Here is a 13078-nt window from a genome sequence, read left to right on the forward strand (position 1 = left end):
GTGGCGCGACGCGGCTCCAGCCGAACGGTATTCCGCGAAGGCAATTTAGGTGAGGCCCGGGGACACTGGACACACCGACGCTCTGCACAACGGTACCGGGGTCACGGTTCTTCCGCTCGTTCCTCGTGACCCCGGTCACCGCCGGGTCAGCTGTTCCAGTGCTCGGCGACCAGGTCGGCGGCCTGCTGCTCCCACTGGGCGTAGTGGTCGGGGTACGCGGAGACCTGGACGGTCTGGGCGGCGACGGTCAGGGGCATGTCGCGCCAGCCGTCGACCTGCTTGAGGCCCTTCAGGAACGCGGTCGTGGAGTACTCGGGGTCGGTGATCTGCTCCACCGTGCCCCACCCGGAGGACGGGCGCTGCTGGAACAGGCCCTGCGAGTCGTGGTCGTTGCGGTCACCGAGGTGGCCGAGGTTCTCCAGCTTCGACTCCTGCAGGGCGGTGGCGATCGACACGACCGCGGCGCGTTCGTCCATGCCGGCCTTCTTCGTCGCCGCGATGATGGCCTTGACGTTGGCGGTCTGCTCGTCGTCGAGGTCGATGCGGGACTGGGTGCCCTGCACGCCGTGCGGGATCAGCGCGGCGCTGTCGAGCTTGCTGGCGGCCTGGGTGGTGGTGACCGCGGCGTCGCGGGTGGTGGGGGTGCTGGTGTCGTGGTTGAGGGGGCCGGCGGCGAGGCCACCGGCGACGGTCAGACCGGCGATACCGAGGATGCTCTTGCGCAGGATCGTGTTCATGAGGGGGCTCCATTCGGGGGTCGACGCACCCGGGGGCGAGTGCGTGGGCACCGTCAGGCGCTCAAGAAGTCTTCGGGGGGATCCGGCTCGCTGCCCGTGGCTGCGGGGGCCGGAGACATGTCCAACGACCGCCGCCCCGGGATCATTCCGGGGTGCCGGGGGATGCTGCTGCGGTCGTTCACCAGGTATAACGCCCCCGCCCCGCCACCGATTCCGCCACCCGGGTGTCCCCGACCACCCCGAAACCCGACACCCGACGCAAACGGACACGCCCTCCCCGACACGCCCCGCTCTCCCCACTCCGGCCGTCGCAGCCCGCCGACCGCTCGGCCCGCGCACGCCAACGCCCGGGCGTCCCTGCCGCGTCGATCATGAGGTTGGCGGCACCTCGTGTCCGTTTTGTCACCGTCAACCTCATGATCGTGTGGAAGGTCGGGCCGCCGACGGCAGACCCGCCGGCACAGCGGGGTCCGCGAGAGATCTTGGTACGGAACGGACCCCATAAAGATCTCCCGGCAGGGCGGACGTCAACACGTGCACGCGCCACCGTGGGAGATCTTGGAAGGAAATGGCTGCCATAGGTGCCCAAATCTTCCAAGATCTCCGGCCCTGAGCGCTGCCGGCGACAAACCGGACGCCCCACGCCGTCAACTTCATGATCGACGCGGTGTGGGCGAGGAGGGTGGGAAGGGGGAGGCACGGAAGGGAGGGGGGTGATGGGCCGGGTTGGGGTTACCCTGATGCCATGTCGGCCACCGCGCACGCGTACCTCGCCCGGCCCGGGCGACCCGCCGTGGTGGCGCGCACCCTGGACGAGCTGACCGGCCCCACCACCGGCATCGTCGAACTGCCGGTACGCCTCATGTGGAGCAGCGAGCGCGCGTTCGACCTGGCCGACCCGGACGAACTGCTCTGGATGTACGAGAACGTGCTGCGCGAGACGACCCGGGTGGAGGATCTGCGCGAGCTGATCCACGGGGGCACGTTGCGCCGGTTGTGGCCGCTGTTGAACCTGCCCCGGGGCGTACGCCTGGCCTGGGAGGGCCGGCACCGGAGCCTGCGCCCGGCGTGACCCATCCGCACGACTTCTACCGGGAGGTGGCCCGGGTGGCGCTCGCCGCCGCCGGCCCGCACCGGTTCGTGCTCGGCGGCGGTGTCGCCTGGGCCGCGCACGGCCTGGTCACCCGCCCCACCGAGGACGTCGACCTGTTCGCCGACGTGGAGGGCGCCGCCGCGGCCGCGGCCGACGGGGTACGCGCGGCGCTGGAACGGGCCGGCTACCGGGTGGCCGAGGCGGATCCGGGCGGCCTGGGCGAGGTGTTCGACGGCTTCGACCGGGACCTGCGGGACTTCGTGGTGAGCCGGGACGGCCGGCAGATCCGCCTCAGCCTGGCCCGCCTGGACCGGCACCGCAGCCCGGTGGTGATGGACTTCGGCCCGGTGATGGACGTGCGGGACCTGATCGCCAACAAGACCGCCGCGCTGGTGAACCGGCGGGAGGTACGCGACTACATCGACGTCTCCGCCGCCCTGGACCGGTACAGCGTGGCGGAACTGCTGGAGCTGGCCCGGCAGGTGGACCCGGCGCTGGACGACGAGGACGTGCGCGCCGCCGGCCGCTACCTGGACGGGCTGGCCGACCGGCGGTTCACCCGCTACGGCCTGGACGCGCCGCGCATCGCCGAGGTGCGCCGCCGGATGGTCGTCTGGCCCCGCTGAGCAACGGAACCAGACGACCCCGCCGCGCCGCGCCGGACCGACAGACGCCCGAGTCGCGCCGGACCAGACGACCGAGCCGGGACAAGCCGGACCGGCCGGATGGGCGAGCCGGGACCAGAGACGCAGCCGGACCGGACGCTCACTTCGTCGGGCGGCCGCCCGTGACGCCGAGGATCTCGCCGGTGACGTAGCTGGACTCCTGGGAGGCGAAGTAGACGTACGCGGGCGCCAGCTCGGCCGGCTGACCGGGACGGCCCAGCGGCGTGTCGGTGCCGAACTGCTTCACCTTCTCCTCCGGCATGGTGGCCGGGATCAGCGGCGTCCAGATCGGACCGGGCGCGACCGCGTTGACCCGGATGCCCCGCTCGGCGAGGTTCTGCGCGAGCGCCTTGGTGAAGTTCGCGATGGCGGCCTTGGTGGTGGCGTAGTCGAGCAGCTGCGGCGACGGGTCGAACGCCTGGATCGACGACGTGTTGATGATCGTCGAGCCTTCCTTCATGTGCGGCACGGCGAACTTGCAGAGCCAGAACATGGCGTACACGTTGGTCTTGAACACCCGGTCGAACTGCTCGGTGGTGATGTCGAGCAGGCCGTTGTCCTGCGACATCTGGTACGCCGCGTTGTTGACCAGGATGTCGACGCCGCCGAGGTCGCGCATCGCCTGGTCGACGAGGGCACGGCAGTTGGCCTCCTCGCGCAGGTCGCACCGGACCGCGACGCCGGTGCGCCCGGCCTGCTCGATCAGGGCGACCGTCTCCCGGGCGTCCTTCTCCTCCTCGTCGGCGAGGTAGGTGACGAGCACGTCGGCGCCCTCGCGGGCGAAGGCGATCGCCACGGCCCGGCCGATGCCGGAGTCGCCGCCGGTGATGATCGCGCGCTTGCCGGTGAGCCGGTCGCTGCCCCGGTACGACTGCTCGCCGTGGTCGGGCTTCGGCCCCATCTCCTGTTCGTTGCCGGGCGGCGTCTGCTGTTGCGACGGCTGTCCCTCGCGCTGTCCGTACTGCTCGGCCGGGTGCTGCTGGGTGAACTGGTCCTCGCTCATGTCTGCGCCCCTACCCCGGTGACCGGAGGGGAAACAGCAGCACCGTGACCGTAGGGGAAACAAAACGGGCCGGTGTGGCGCACGCGACATGTGGTGGTTATGGTGCGCAACGGCGCCCACGAGGCGCGTACCCCCCATTGGAAAGGCACCTCATGACTTCCTCCTCCGGCGCCTCCCGGCGCCAGGTGCTGGCCGTCGCGGCCGCCGCCGCGACCGCTCCCCTGCTGGCCGGCGCGCCCGCCGAGGCGAAGCCGAAGCAGCCGAAGACCTGGGACCTGACGATCCTCGGCACGTCCGACACCCACGGCAACGTCTACAACTGGGACTACTACAAGGACGCGGAATTCGACGACAGCAAGCAGAACGACGTCGGCGTCGCGAAGCTCGCCACCCTGGTCAACCAGATCCGCGCCGAGCGCAAGGGCAGGGCCACGCTGGTCCTCGACGCCGGCGACACCATCCAGGGCACGCCGCTGGCGACGTACTACGCCAAGCAGGAGCCGATCACCAGCACCGGTGAGACGCACCCGATGGCACGCGCCATGAACATCCTCAAGTACGACGCGGTGACGCTCGGCAACCACGAGTTCAACTACGGCCTGCCGCTGCTGGCCACCTGGATCGAGCAGCTCGGCTTCCCGGCCCTGGCCGCGAACGCGCTCAACGCGAAGACCGGCAAGCCGGCGTTCCTCCCGTACGTGATCAAGGAGGTCAAGCTCGGCGGGCACGGCGCGCCGAAGCTGCGCGTGGGCGTCCTCGGCCTGACCAACCCCGGCGTGGCCATCTGGGACAAGGGCAACGTCGAGGGCCGCCTGGTCTTCGCCGACATGGTCGCCACCGCCGCGAAGTGGGTGCCGGAGATGCGCCGCCGCGGCGCCGACCTGGTCGTCATCTCGGCGCACGGCGGCGACAGCGGCACCTCCAGCTACGGCCCGGAGCTGCCGAACGAGAACCCGACCGCGCTGATCGCCGAGCAGGTCCCCGGCATCGACGCGATCCTGTTCGGCCACGCGCACAACGAGGTGCCGGAGAAGTTCGTCACCAACCTCACCACCGGCGAGCGGGTCCTCACCTCGGAGCCGTCGAAGTGGGGCCAGCGGCTGACCCGGATGGACTTCACGCTGACCCGGGAGAAGGGCCGCTGGACGGTCACCGCCAAGTCGGCCACCACGCTCAACACCAACACCGTGGTCGAGGACCCGGCGGTGCTCGCGGCCGTGCGCGGCCAGCACGCCAAGACCGTCGAGTACGTCAACCGCGTCGTCGCGCAGTCCAGCGTGGAGCTTTCGGCCGCCGAGTCGCGGTACAAGGACACCCCGATCCTGGACTTCATCAACCATGTCCAGACCGAGGTCGTAACCGAGGCGCTCGCGGGCGGCGAGTACGCGGGCCTGCCGGTGCTGTCCATCGCCGCGCCGTTCAGCCGTACCGCGGTGTTCCCGCAGGGCGACGTGCGCATCCGCGACGTGGCGGGCCTCTACGTGTACGACAACACGCTGGAGGCGGTCGTGCTGACCGGCGCCGAGGTGAAGGCGTACCTGGAGTACTCGGCGAAGTACTTCGTCACGCTGCCGTCGGGCGCGCCGGTGAACCCGGAGACGATCAGCGACCCGGCGGTGCCGGACTACAACTACGACGTGTTCTCCGGCGTCGACTACGACATCGACATCGCCAAGCCGGTCGGCCAGCGGATCACCCGGCTGGTGCTGGCCGGCACCGACACCCCGGTCGCGGCGGACGCCCGGTTCGTGGTGGCGGTGAACAACTACCGGCGCAGCGGCGGCGGCAACTTCCCGGGCATCGTGAAGACCCAGGTCTACAACGCCCAGCAGGAGATCCGCCAGCTGCTCATCGACTGGGCGCAGGCCAAGGGCGTCATCGACCCGGCCGACTTCTTCGTACCCAACTGGAAGCTGGTGCGCGACGGCGTGCCGGTCTTCTGACCGTGCGGCGACGGGGTCCGGGCCGGTGGCCCGGACCCCGTCAGCCACCCGCGCGCAGATGCCACTCCGACTCCCCGCCGACCGGGTCCGGCCGGTCCGGCGGGGTCTCGGTCTCCACTGAGCGCGTCAGGTCCTCCGGGCGTACCCGGGCCGGCAGTTCGCCGAAGCGGACATGCCGCAGGAACGCGTACTCCTCGTCGGTGAACGACTCGGCCGGCTCACTCATGACCGCATTGTGCGCCCGCCCGTCCCGTCGGCGCATCAACCACCACGGCAGGGGTATGCCGCCGCGACGACCGTCGGCGACGAGGTGGAGGAAACATGCGCGCAGTACGGATGACAGCGCCCGGGGTGCTGGAGCACACGGAGGTGCCCACGCCCGAGGCCGGCCCCGGTGAGGTGCTGCTGCGCGTCGGCGCGGTCGGCGCCTGCCACTCCGACCTGCACATCCTCGACGCTCCGGCCGGCGTGTTCCCGATCCCGATGACGCTGGGGCACGAGATCGCCGGCACCGTCGACACGGTCGGCGCCGGGGTGGTCGGCTGGTCGCCCGGAGAACGGGCCGCGGTCTACGGGATCATCGGCTGCGGCCGGTGCCGTGCCTGCCTGCGGGGCGAGGAGAACCGCTGCCGGGTAACCCCGGTCGGCGGCGTCGGGCTCAGCCGCGACGGCGGGCTCGCCGAGTACGTCGTGGTTCCCGCGTCCCGGCTGCTGCCGGTCGGCGACATGGACCTGACCCAGGCCGCGCCGCTCACCGACGCCGGGCTGACGCCGTACCACGCGGTGGAGCTGGCCCGGCCCCGGCTGCGGCCCGGCACCACCTGCGTGGTGATCGGCATCGGCGGCCTGGGGCACATGGGGTTGCAGATCCTGCTCGCCACCACAGCGGTACGGATCGTCGCGGTCGACACCAGCGCCGCGGCGCTGGACCTGGCCGGGCGGCTCGGCGCGCACCACGTGGTGCAGGCCGGCCCGGACGCGGTGGAGAAGATCCGTGAGCTGGTCGGGCCGCCGCCGGACGGCGCGGACGTGGTGCTCGACTTCGTCGGCGCCCAGGCGACCCTGGACACCGCCCGGCAGGTCGTCGCCACCGGCGGTCAGCTGCTGCTGGTCGGCCTGGCCGGCGGTACGCTGCCGGTCCGGCCGGTCGCCGACGAACCGCCGCCCGTGCCGTTCGAGGCCGCTGTGGCGGTGCCGTTCTGGGGCACCCGGGCCGAACTGCACGAGGTGATCGCGCTGGCCCACGACGGCCGGCTGCACGCCGACGTGCAGACGTTCCCGCTCGCGGAGGCGCCGCAGGCGTACGAGGCGCTGCGCCGGGGCGACGTGCACGGGCGGGCGGTCATCGTCCCCTGACCGGGGGCGTTCAGCCGTGCTGGAAGACCGGGGCGAGCACCTCGGCCAGGCGTGCCTTGACCGCGTCGCGGTGCGGCTGCGGCAGCGCCGGGGCGTCCCGGCTCGGCCCGATGCCGGTGTCCAGCAGCACGTACAGCGCCCGCAACGTCCGCATGCTGTTCGAGGCGTGGGCCGGCGTGGTGCCCCGGGGCAGCGCGGCGTAGCTCGCCGAGACCGGTTCCAGCCAGCCGAGCGCGTCGGCGCCGGACAGGCCGGGCCGGGCCAGCACCAGCGCGATCGCGCGGGCCAGCCGGTCGTCCTCCTGTTCGGCGAAGAGGTGCCCGGTCGGCGCGACGAGGCGGGCCGCGGCCAGGTCGAGCATGCTCGCCGGGTCGACCGACGGGTGGCGGCCGAACGTGGCCAGCAGGTCGGCGCCGTGGGCCACCGCGTGCAGCCAGCCGAGCGTCGCGTCGTACCCGCGCAGGTCGGTCTCGGCCGGGTACCAGGCACTGAACGCGGCGAGCCAGGCCGGGTCGAAGTCGCCCCAGCTGACGATCATGTCCAGCACCAGCGGCGCGAACGTGCGGGCTTGGATCTCCGGGTCGGTGAACCGCTCGGCCATGATCGCGCCCAGCTTCGCACGGCGGCCGGCGTCGATCACGTCCCGGGCGATCCAGGTGCGCAGCACCACGTAGGGCGCGCCGTCCCGGACCGCCGGGTCGGGGTCGCGCAGCGCGGCGGCGAGTTCGGCGACGAGGTCGTCCAGGTCGCGGCCGTCCGGCACCGCGAAGTCGCGTCCGCAGACGAGATCCCAGTCGGTCACCGCGCCAGGTTAACCGGCCACGGCCCGCGCCCTCGCGGGCAGACGGTCGAGCACCGCGAGCCCGGCGCGTACCGGCCGCCGGTCGAGCATCTCGGCGAAGCTCGCCCGGCCCTGGCAGAACCGGACGAACATCCGCCAGCCGGGCGGGCTGGCCAGCATCGCGTGGAACACGTCGGGCCGCCGCTCGAACGTCTCCAGCAGCCGGTGCCCAGCGCGCATCTCCGGCGTCAGCCGCCGGCCGACCTCCCGGGCGTACGCGCCGAGGTCACCGGCGGCCACCGCTTCCCCGGCCAGCCGGCCGGAGCGCAGCGCGTAGCTGATCCCCTCCCGGCTCCACGGCTCCAGCAGCCCGGCCGCGTCGCCTGCGACCAGCACCCGCCCGTGGCGCAGCGGCGAGTCGTCGGCGCGGCAGCGGGTGAGGTGACCGGAGTCGTGCTCCGGCGTCACCCCGGACAGTCCGAGCCGGTCGGTGAAGTCGCGCAGGTAGGCGCGGGTGCGGTCGCCGTCGCCCCGGGCCGAGATGACGCCCACGGTGAGCCGGTCGCCCTTGGGGAACACCCACGCGTAGGAGCCGGGCAGCGGCCCCCAGTCGAGCAGCACCCGGCCGCGCCAGCGTTCCCGTTCGGCACCGTCCACCGGCAGTTCCAGTTCCAGGCCGAGGTCGACCTGGCGGAAACGGACACCGACGTGGCGTGCCGTGACGCCGGAGGAGCCGTCCGCGCCGATGACGGCACGGGCGCGCACCACCTCGCCGTCGGCCAGACGCAGGCGTACCTCGTCGGGGTCCTGCTCGACCGCGCGGACCGCGACGCCCTCGCGGACCTGAGCCCCGGCGGCGACGGCGGCGGCGCGCAGCCGGTCGTCGAACTCCTCCCGGCGGATCATCGTGACCAGCGGCGACGGGTGCCGGCGGGTGAACGCGCGCCGCCCGTCGCGGGTGAACGTGATCCGGTCGACCCGGTCGTGGGCGGGCACCTCGAGGCGGTCGGCGACCTCGGCCAGCGAGGTGCCGATCAGGCCGCCGCCGCAGGTCTTGTACCGGGGGTGGGTGGCCCGCTCGACCACGAGCGTGCGGACGCCGGAGCGGGCCGCGGCATGCGCGGCGGAGAGTCCGGCGGGCCCACCGCCGACCACGACGAGATCCCAGATGATCACTGGTGCAGCCTAGGGCACCGCCGTGCCGCCCCGCCCGGCACGACAGTCGAACGGGTGAGCATCATCGCGGCCCGTCCGGGTAACCGCCGGTCGCCGGCCGTCCGCGGGTCGGACGGTCCACGCCGAGGAGGGAAGCGATGCCTCAGGTCCAGCTGTCTGCGGTCGAGGAACGGGTGTACCAGGCGGTGTCCGCGCTGGAGGTGCAGGGACACGTCCCCTACCCGGACCTGATCGCCCAGGAGACCGGGATGACCGAGGAGGAACTGCGCGAGCCGCTGCACTCGCTCACCGAGCGAGGGCTGCTGCACCGCGAGGACTCCCCGATGTCCGGCCTGGACTTCGGGCCGCGGTGGTGCGCGCGCCAGGTGGCGTGATCGGATCGTGCCGGACACCGGGTACGACGATCGGCGTCGCTGGCGCGCGCTGAGCGTCGGCCTGATCGCGGCGTTCATGACGCTGCTGGACGTCAGCATCGTCAACGTCGCGGTGCCGTCGATCGACCGGGCGCTGCACGCCACACCGAGCGACCTGCAGTGGGTGCTGTCCGGGTACGCGCTGACGTTCGGCCTGGTGCTGGTGCCGGCCGGGCGGTTCGGCGACGCGCGCGGGCGGCGTACCGCGTTCGTGGTCGGGGTGGGCCTGTTCACGCTGACCAGCGCGCTGGCCGGGCTGGCCCGCTCGCCGGAGTGGCTGGTGGTGGCCCGGCTCGTCCAGGGCGCCGCCGCCGGTGTGGTGAACCCTCAGGTCAGCGGCATGATCCAGGAGCTGTTCCGGGGCGCCGACCGGGGTCGCGCGTTCGGCCTGCTGGGCGCGACGATCGGTATCTCCACCGCCGTGGGGCCGCTGCTCGGCGGCCTGCTCATCCAGCTGGGCGGCGCGGAGCACGGCTGGCGGTGGGTGTTCTTCGTGAACATCCCGGTCGGGATCGTGGCGATGCTGCTCGGCTGGCGGCTGATGCCGACCCGGGCGACGAACCCCGCCGGGCGGGGCCGCCTCGATCCACTCGGCGTGCTGCTGCTCGGCGCCGGGGTGACGGTGATCCTGCTGCCGCTGGTGCAGCGGGAGCAGTGGCGGGGCCCGGGCAAGTGGCTGCTGACCCCGGTCGGCCTGCTGCTGCTCGCCGGGTTCGCGCTCTGGGAGCACCGGTACGCCCGGCGCGCCCAGCCGCTGTTCGACCTGCGGCTGTTCACGGTGCGCTCGTACACGCTCGGCGCGCTGATCGGCCTGATCTACTTCGCCGGGTTCACCGCGATCTTCTTCATCTTCACGCTCTACCTGCAGATGGGGCTCGGCTACAGCGCGCTCGTGGCCGGTCTGGCGATCACGCCGTTCGCGCTCGGTTCGGCGCTCGCCTCCGCGCTCGGCGGCCGGGTGGTCACCCGGTACGGCCGTCCGCTCGTCGCGATCGGGCTGCTGGCGGTGGTGGCCGGGCTGATCGCGACCGACCTGGTGCTGGCGGGCGGGCCGCACGACAACGTGCCGCTGCGGACCGCGCTGCCGCTGCTCGTCGCGGGGCTGGGCAGCGGCCTGGTGATCGCGCCGAACCAGACGCTCACGCTGTCCGAGGTGCCGGTGCCGATGGCCGGCAGCGGCGCGGGCATGCTGCAGACCGGGCAGCGCATCGGCTCGGCCGCCGGCATCGCCGCGGTGGGCGCGCTGTTCTTCTCCACGATCGCCGACGACCACGGCGACTGGGGTACGGCGTTCCGCCACTCACTGCTGCTCGCCGCCGGGATCATCGTGCTGGCGCTGGGTGCCGCCGTGGCGGACATCGTGGCCGGTCACCGACGCCCGGCGGGCCGCCCCTGATCGGCGCCGGGCAGCAGCACGGTGGTGAGCAGCCGCCGGGTGCGGCCGGGCCCGGGGCCGAGCGCGGCGTACTCGGCGAACAGCTCGCGGAACCGGGTGACGAACTCGGCGGTCTCGGCGTCGGTGGCGTGGAACGCGTTCTGCCGGTAGCCGGCCACGTCGCGGGCCAGGTCGGGGTCGCCGCGGTCGAGGTAGCCGTCGAAGTCGGCGAGCAGGCCCGCGACGAAGGTGAGGAACGCCTGGCGGTGCCGTTGCGGGCTCATGGCCCGGGCCTCGTCCGGGTCCACCGACGCGGCGGCCTCGTGGAGCCGGTAGCTGCGCTCGACCGCGCCGCGGGCCCGCCGCTCCCCGACCGTGTGCAGCACGCCGTTCTCGGCGAGCGTGGCGACCTGCCGGTAGAGCGTGGCCGGCGGCACGTCGCTCAGCTCGCTGCGCAGGTCGGCGGTGGTCAGCGTGCGGCCGCCCAGGAACGCCTGGACGATGCGCAGCCGGACCGGGTGCATCAGCAGCTCCACGGTGTCGAGTGCCACAGTCGCTCCCCTTTTTGTTATCGCCTCCGGTAATGTTCTCACCGACGATAACAGAACCGAGGAGCGCGCCGATGGCCACCATCGACATCACCCCCGACCGCATCGACGTCCGGCTCACCACCGCCGAGAAGATCTGGGCCCTGCGCGGCGACCTGTCGTTCCCCCGCTCCGCCGTCGCGGGCGCCGTCGTCGTGCCCGACGGGGCGCGCGCCACCCGCGGCATCCGGGCGCCCGGCCTCGGCGTGCCCCGCACGCGCAACGTCGGCACCTGGCGCGGCAGGGCCGGCAAGGAGTTCGTCAGCGTCCGCGGCGGCCAGCCGGCCGTCCGCATCACCCTCACCGGCCAGGCGTACGACTCCCTGCTCATCGGCGCCGACGACGCCTCCGCCCTGGCCGCGGCGGTGCTGCCGTGACGATCGACCGTCCGCTCGTCGTCGACTCGGGCGAGCAGCGGCTGTCCGGCACGCTCACGCTGCCCGACGGCGCCGGAGGGCACCCGGTGGCGCTGCTGCTGCCCGGCTCCGGGCCGATCAACCGCGACGGCGACCACCGCCGCCTGCCCCTGGGCATCCAGCGGCACCTGGCCGCAGCGCTCGCCGGGGCCGGGATCGCGGTCGCCCGGTACGACCGGCGGGGCGTCGGCGAGAGCACCGGCGAGTTCCTGCGTACCGGCTTCTTCGACAACGTCGACGACGCGGCCGCCGTGTTCGCGGCGCTGCGCGACGACCCGGCCGTGGACGCCGGACGGATGTTCCTGGTCGGGCACAGCGAGGGCGCGCTCACCGCTGTCGCGCTCGCCGCGCGCGGCGTACCGGTGGCCGGCCTGGTCCTGCTGTCCGCGCCCGGGCGCAGCGGCGCCGAGGTGCTGCGCTGGCAGGCCGGACGACTGCTGCCCACGCTGCCCGCGCCGGTACGCCTGGTGCTCCGGCTCACCCGCACCGACCTGGTGGCGAAGGTGGCCCGCAACCACGAGAAGATCCTCGCCACCGACAAGGACGTGGCGTGGGTCGGCGGGCAGCGGCTCAACGCCCGCTGGTTCCGGGAGTTCCTGCGCTACGACCCCCGGCCGGACCTGGCCCGCGTCGACGCCCCCATCCTCGCGCTCACCGGCGACAAGGACCTCCAGACCGACCCGGCGGACCTGCCGGTCATCGCCGCCCACGCGGGTGGGCCCGTGCAGACCACGGTGCTGCCGGACGTCACCCACGTGCTGCGGCGCCAGCCCGGTCCGCCGTCGCTGCGGGCGTACCGGGACGAGGCGAAGCAGCCGCTGGACCCGTCGGTGGTCGAACCGGTGCTGTCGTGGCTGGCCACGCACGGCGGCTGAGAGCACGCGAAAGGCCGGCACCCGGATCGGGTACCGGCCTTTCGTCGGGTCTTACTTGTGCCAGTGCTCGGCGACGATCTCGGCGGCCTGCTTCTCCCACTGCGCGTACGCGTCGGGGTAGGCGCTGACCTGCACGGTCTGCGCGGCCTCGGTCAGCGGCATGTCCTGCCAGCCGTCGACCTGCTTGAGGCCCTTGAGGAACGCCAGCGTCGAGTACTCGGGGTCGGTGATCTGCTCCGGCGTACCCCAGCCGCTGGACGGCCGCTGCTGGAACAGGCCCAGCGAGTCGTGGTCGTTGCGGTCACCCAGGTGACCCAGGTTCTCCAGCTTCGACTCCTGCAGCGCGGTGGCGATCGCGACGACAGCGGCCCGCTCGGGCAGGCCCGCCTTCTTGGTGGCCGCGATGATGGCCTTGGCGTTGGCGATCTGCTCGTCGTTCAGGTCTACGTGCGACTGCTCGCCCTGCGGGCTCACGCCCTGAACCGCTGCCGCGGCCGGCTTGGCGGTCTCCGCCGCGTGAGCGGCGACCGGACCGGCGAACACGCCACCGGTGAAGGCGAGACCGGCGATACCGAGGATGCTCTTGCGCAGGATCGTGTTCATGGTGGGCTCCGTTCGGGGGTCGACGCATTCGGGGGATGCGTGGGCACCGTCAGGC

15 protein-coding genes are annotated in these 13078 nt (G+C 72.9%); 8 read left to right on the plus strand and 7 right to left on the minus strand.

The window, feature by feature from the left end; all coding sequences use genetic code 11:
- Positions 1-146: 146 nt before the first annotated feature.
- The gene (locus DQE82_RS24550; protein ID WP_113974177.1) at positions 147-737 is read right to left on the minus strand and encodes a hypothetical protein; all 591 of its coding nucleotides are present in this window, start codon (positions 735-737) and stop codon (positions 147-149) included.
- A gap of 745 nt (positions 738-1482) precedes the next feature.
- Between DQE82_RS24550 and DQE82_RS24555 the strand changes: the two genes are divergently transcribed.
- Positions 1483-1809, plus strand: coding sequence for a hypothetical protein (locus DQE82_RS24555; protein WP_043323958.1), 327 nt, complete (start codon positions 1483-1485; stop codon positions 1807-1809).
- Positions 1806-2456, plus strand: a complete 651-nt coding sequence (locus tag DQE82_RS24560; RefSeq protein ID WP_064445931.1) for a nucleotidyl transferase AbiEii/AbiGii toxin family protein — start codon at positions 1806-1808, stop codon at positions 2454-2456. Before DQE82_RS24555 ends, DQE82_RS24560 begins: the two co-directional genes overlap by 4 nt.
- Positions 2457-2595: 139 nt before the next feature.
- Here DQE82_RS24560 and DQE82_RS24565 read toward each other — a convergent pair whose 3' ends face one another.
- Positions 2596-3498 (minus strand): SDR family oxidoreductase, encoded by a 903-nt coding sequence (locus DQE82_RS24565; protein WP_064445930.1) that lies wholly within the window; start codon positions 3496-3498, stop codon positions 2596-2598.
- Between the two features lie 152 nt (positions 3499-3650).
- On the opposite strand from DQE82_RS24565, the gene DQE82_RS24570 reads away from it, so the two are divergent.
- Positions 3651-5441, plus strand: coding sequence for a bifunctional UDP-sugar hydrolase/5'-nucleotidase (locus tag DQE82_RS24570; RefSeq protein WP_113974179.1), 1791 nt, complete (start codon positions 3651-3653; stop codon positions 5439-5441).
- Between the two features lie 40 nt (positions 5442-5481).
- Here the strand turns inward: DQE82_RS24570 and DQE82_RS24575 are convergent, their stop codons facing one another.
- Entirely contained in the window at positions 5482-5667 is a 186-nt protein-coding gene (locus DQE82_RS24575; RefSeq protein WP_231915437.1) for a hypothetical protein, read from the minus strand.
- Between the two features lie 95 nt (positions 5668-5762).
- On the opposite strand from DQE82_RS24575, the gene DQE82_RS24580 reads away from it, so the two are divergent.
- Positions 5763-6797 (plus strand): NAD(P)-dependent alcohol dehydrogenase, encoded by a 1035-nt coding sequence (locus DQE82_RS24580; protein WP_113974182.1) that lies wholly within the window; start codon positions 5763-5765, stop codon positions 6795-6797.
- 10 nt (positions 6798-6807) lie between these two features.
- Here the strand turns inward: DQE82_RS24580 and DQE82_RS24585 are convergent, their stop codons facing one another.
- Together DQE82_RS24585 and DQE82_RS24590 are read right to left on the minus strand one after the other, a co-directional pair.
- Complete coding sequence (locus tag DQE82_RS24585; RefSeq protein WP_069089620.1) at positions 6808-7599, minus strand: DUF2785 domain-containing protein; 792 nt, start codon at positions 7597-7599, stop codon at positions 6808-6810.
- 9 nt (positions 7600-7608) lie between these two features.
- Positions 7609-8754, minus strand: a complete 1146-nt coding sequence (locus tag DQE82_RS24590) for a geranylgeranyl reductase family protein (protein ID WP_113974184.1) — start codon at positions 8752-8754, stop codon at positions 7609-7611.
- A 137-nt stretch (positions 8755-8891) separates the two neighbouring features.
- Here DQE82_RS24590 and DQE82_RS24595 point away from each other — a divergent pair, with 137 nt between their 5' ends.
- Together DQE82_RS24595 and DQE82_RS24600 are read left to right on the plus strand one after the other, a co-directional pair.
- Positions 8892-9128 carry a hypothetical protein gene (locus tag DQE82_RS24595; RefSeq protein ID WP_043323944.1) on the plus strand — a complete coding sequence of 79 codons (237 nt, stop codon included), beginning with the start codon at positions 8892-8894 and terminating at the stop codon, positions 9126-9128.
- Between the two features lie 7 nt (positions 9129-9135).
- On the plus strand, positions 9136-10563 hold the full coding sequence (locus DQE82_RS24600; protein ID WP_233514770.1) for an MFS transporter: 1428 nt from the start codon (positions 9136-9138) through the stop codon (positions 10561-10563).
- On the opposite strand, the gene DQE82_RS24605 is transcribed toward DQE82_RS24600, so the two are convergent.
- Positions 10536-11093 carry a helix-turn-helix domain-containing protein gene (locus tag DQE82_RS24605; protein ID WP_104112606.1) on the minus strand — a complete coding sequence of 186 codons (558 nt, stop codon included), beginning with the start codon at positions 11091-11093 and terminating at the stop codon, positions 10536-10538. The two genes, DQE82_RS24600 and DQE82_RS24605, sit on opposite strands and share 28 nt — an antisense overlap.
- A gap of 71 nt (positions 11094-11164) precedes the next feature.
- On the opposite strand from DQE82_RS24605, the gene DQE82_RS24610 reads away from it, so the two are divergent.
- Both DQE82_RS24610 and DQE82_RS24615 read left to right on the plus strand, forming a co-directional pair.
- Positions 11165-11506 carry a hypothetical protein gene (locus tag DQE82_RS24610; RefSeq protein WP_043323938.1) on the plus strand — a complete coding sequence of 114 codons (342 nt, stop codon included), beginning with the start codon at positions 11165-11167 and terminating at the stop codon, positions 11504-11506.
- Positions 11503-12420 carry an alpha/beta fold hydrolase gene (locus tag DQE82_RS24615; RefSeq protein WP_113974188.1) on the plus strand — a complete coding sequence of 306 codons (918 nt, stop codon included), beginning with the start codon at positions 11503-11505 and terminating at the stop codon, positions 12418-12420. Before DQE82_RS24610 ends, DQE82_RS24615 begins: the two co-directional genes overlap by 4 nt.
- Before the next feature lie 51 nt (positions 12421-12471).
- Here the strand turns inward: DQE82_RS24615 and DQE82_RS24620 are convergent, their stop codons facing one another.
- Positions 12472-13023, minus strand: coding sequence for a hypothetical protein (locus tag DQE82_RS24620; protein WP_113974190.1), 552 nt, complete (start codon positions 13021-13023; stop codon positions 12472-12474).
- Positions 13024-13078: the final 55 nt, after the last annotated feature.

It is taken from the genome of Micromonospora sp. LHW51205, assembly GCF_003315815.1.
Classification (GTDB): domain Bacteria; phylum Actinomycetota; class Actinomycetes; order Mycobacteriales; family Micromonosporaceae; genus Micromonospora; species Micromonospora chalcea.

Coding starts and splice junctions, on each gene's coding strand:
- DQE82_RS24550 (WP_113974177.1), bottom strand. CDS start 737: ATGAACACGATCCTGCGCAAGAGCATCCTCGGTATCGCCGGTCTGACC.
- DQE82_RS24555 (WP_043323958.1), top strand. CDS start 1,483: ATGTCGGCCACCGCGCACGCGTACCTCGCCCGGCCCGGGCGACCCGCC.
- DQE82_RS24565 (WP_064445930.1), bottom strand. CDS start 3,498: ATGAGCGAGGACCAGTTCACCCAGCAGCACCCGGCCGAGCAGTACGGA.
- DQE82_RS24570 (WP_113974179.1), top strand. CDS start 3,651: ATGACTTCCTCCTCCGGCGCCTCCCGGCGCCAGGTGCTGGCCGTCGCG.
- DQE82_RS24575 (WP_231915437.1), bottom strand. CDS start 5,667: ATGAGTGAGCCGGCCGAGTCGTTCACCGACGAGGAGTACGCGTTCCTG.
- DQE82_RS24580 (WP_113974182.1), top strand. CDS start 5,763: ATGCGCGCAGTACGGATGACAGCGCCCGGGGTGCTGGAGCACACGGAG.
- DQE82_RS24595 (WP_043323944.1), top strand. CDS start 8,892: ATGCCTCAGGTCCAGCTGTCTGCGGTCGAGGAACGGGTGTACCAGGCG.
- DQE82_RS24610 (WP_043323938.1), top strand. CDS start 11,165: ATGGCCACCATCGACATCACCCCCGACCGCATCGACGTCCGGCTCACC.
- DQE82_RS24620 (WP_113974190.1), bottom strand. CDS start 13,023: ATGAACACGATCCTGCGCAAGAGCATCCTCGGTATCGCCGGTCTCGCC.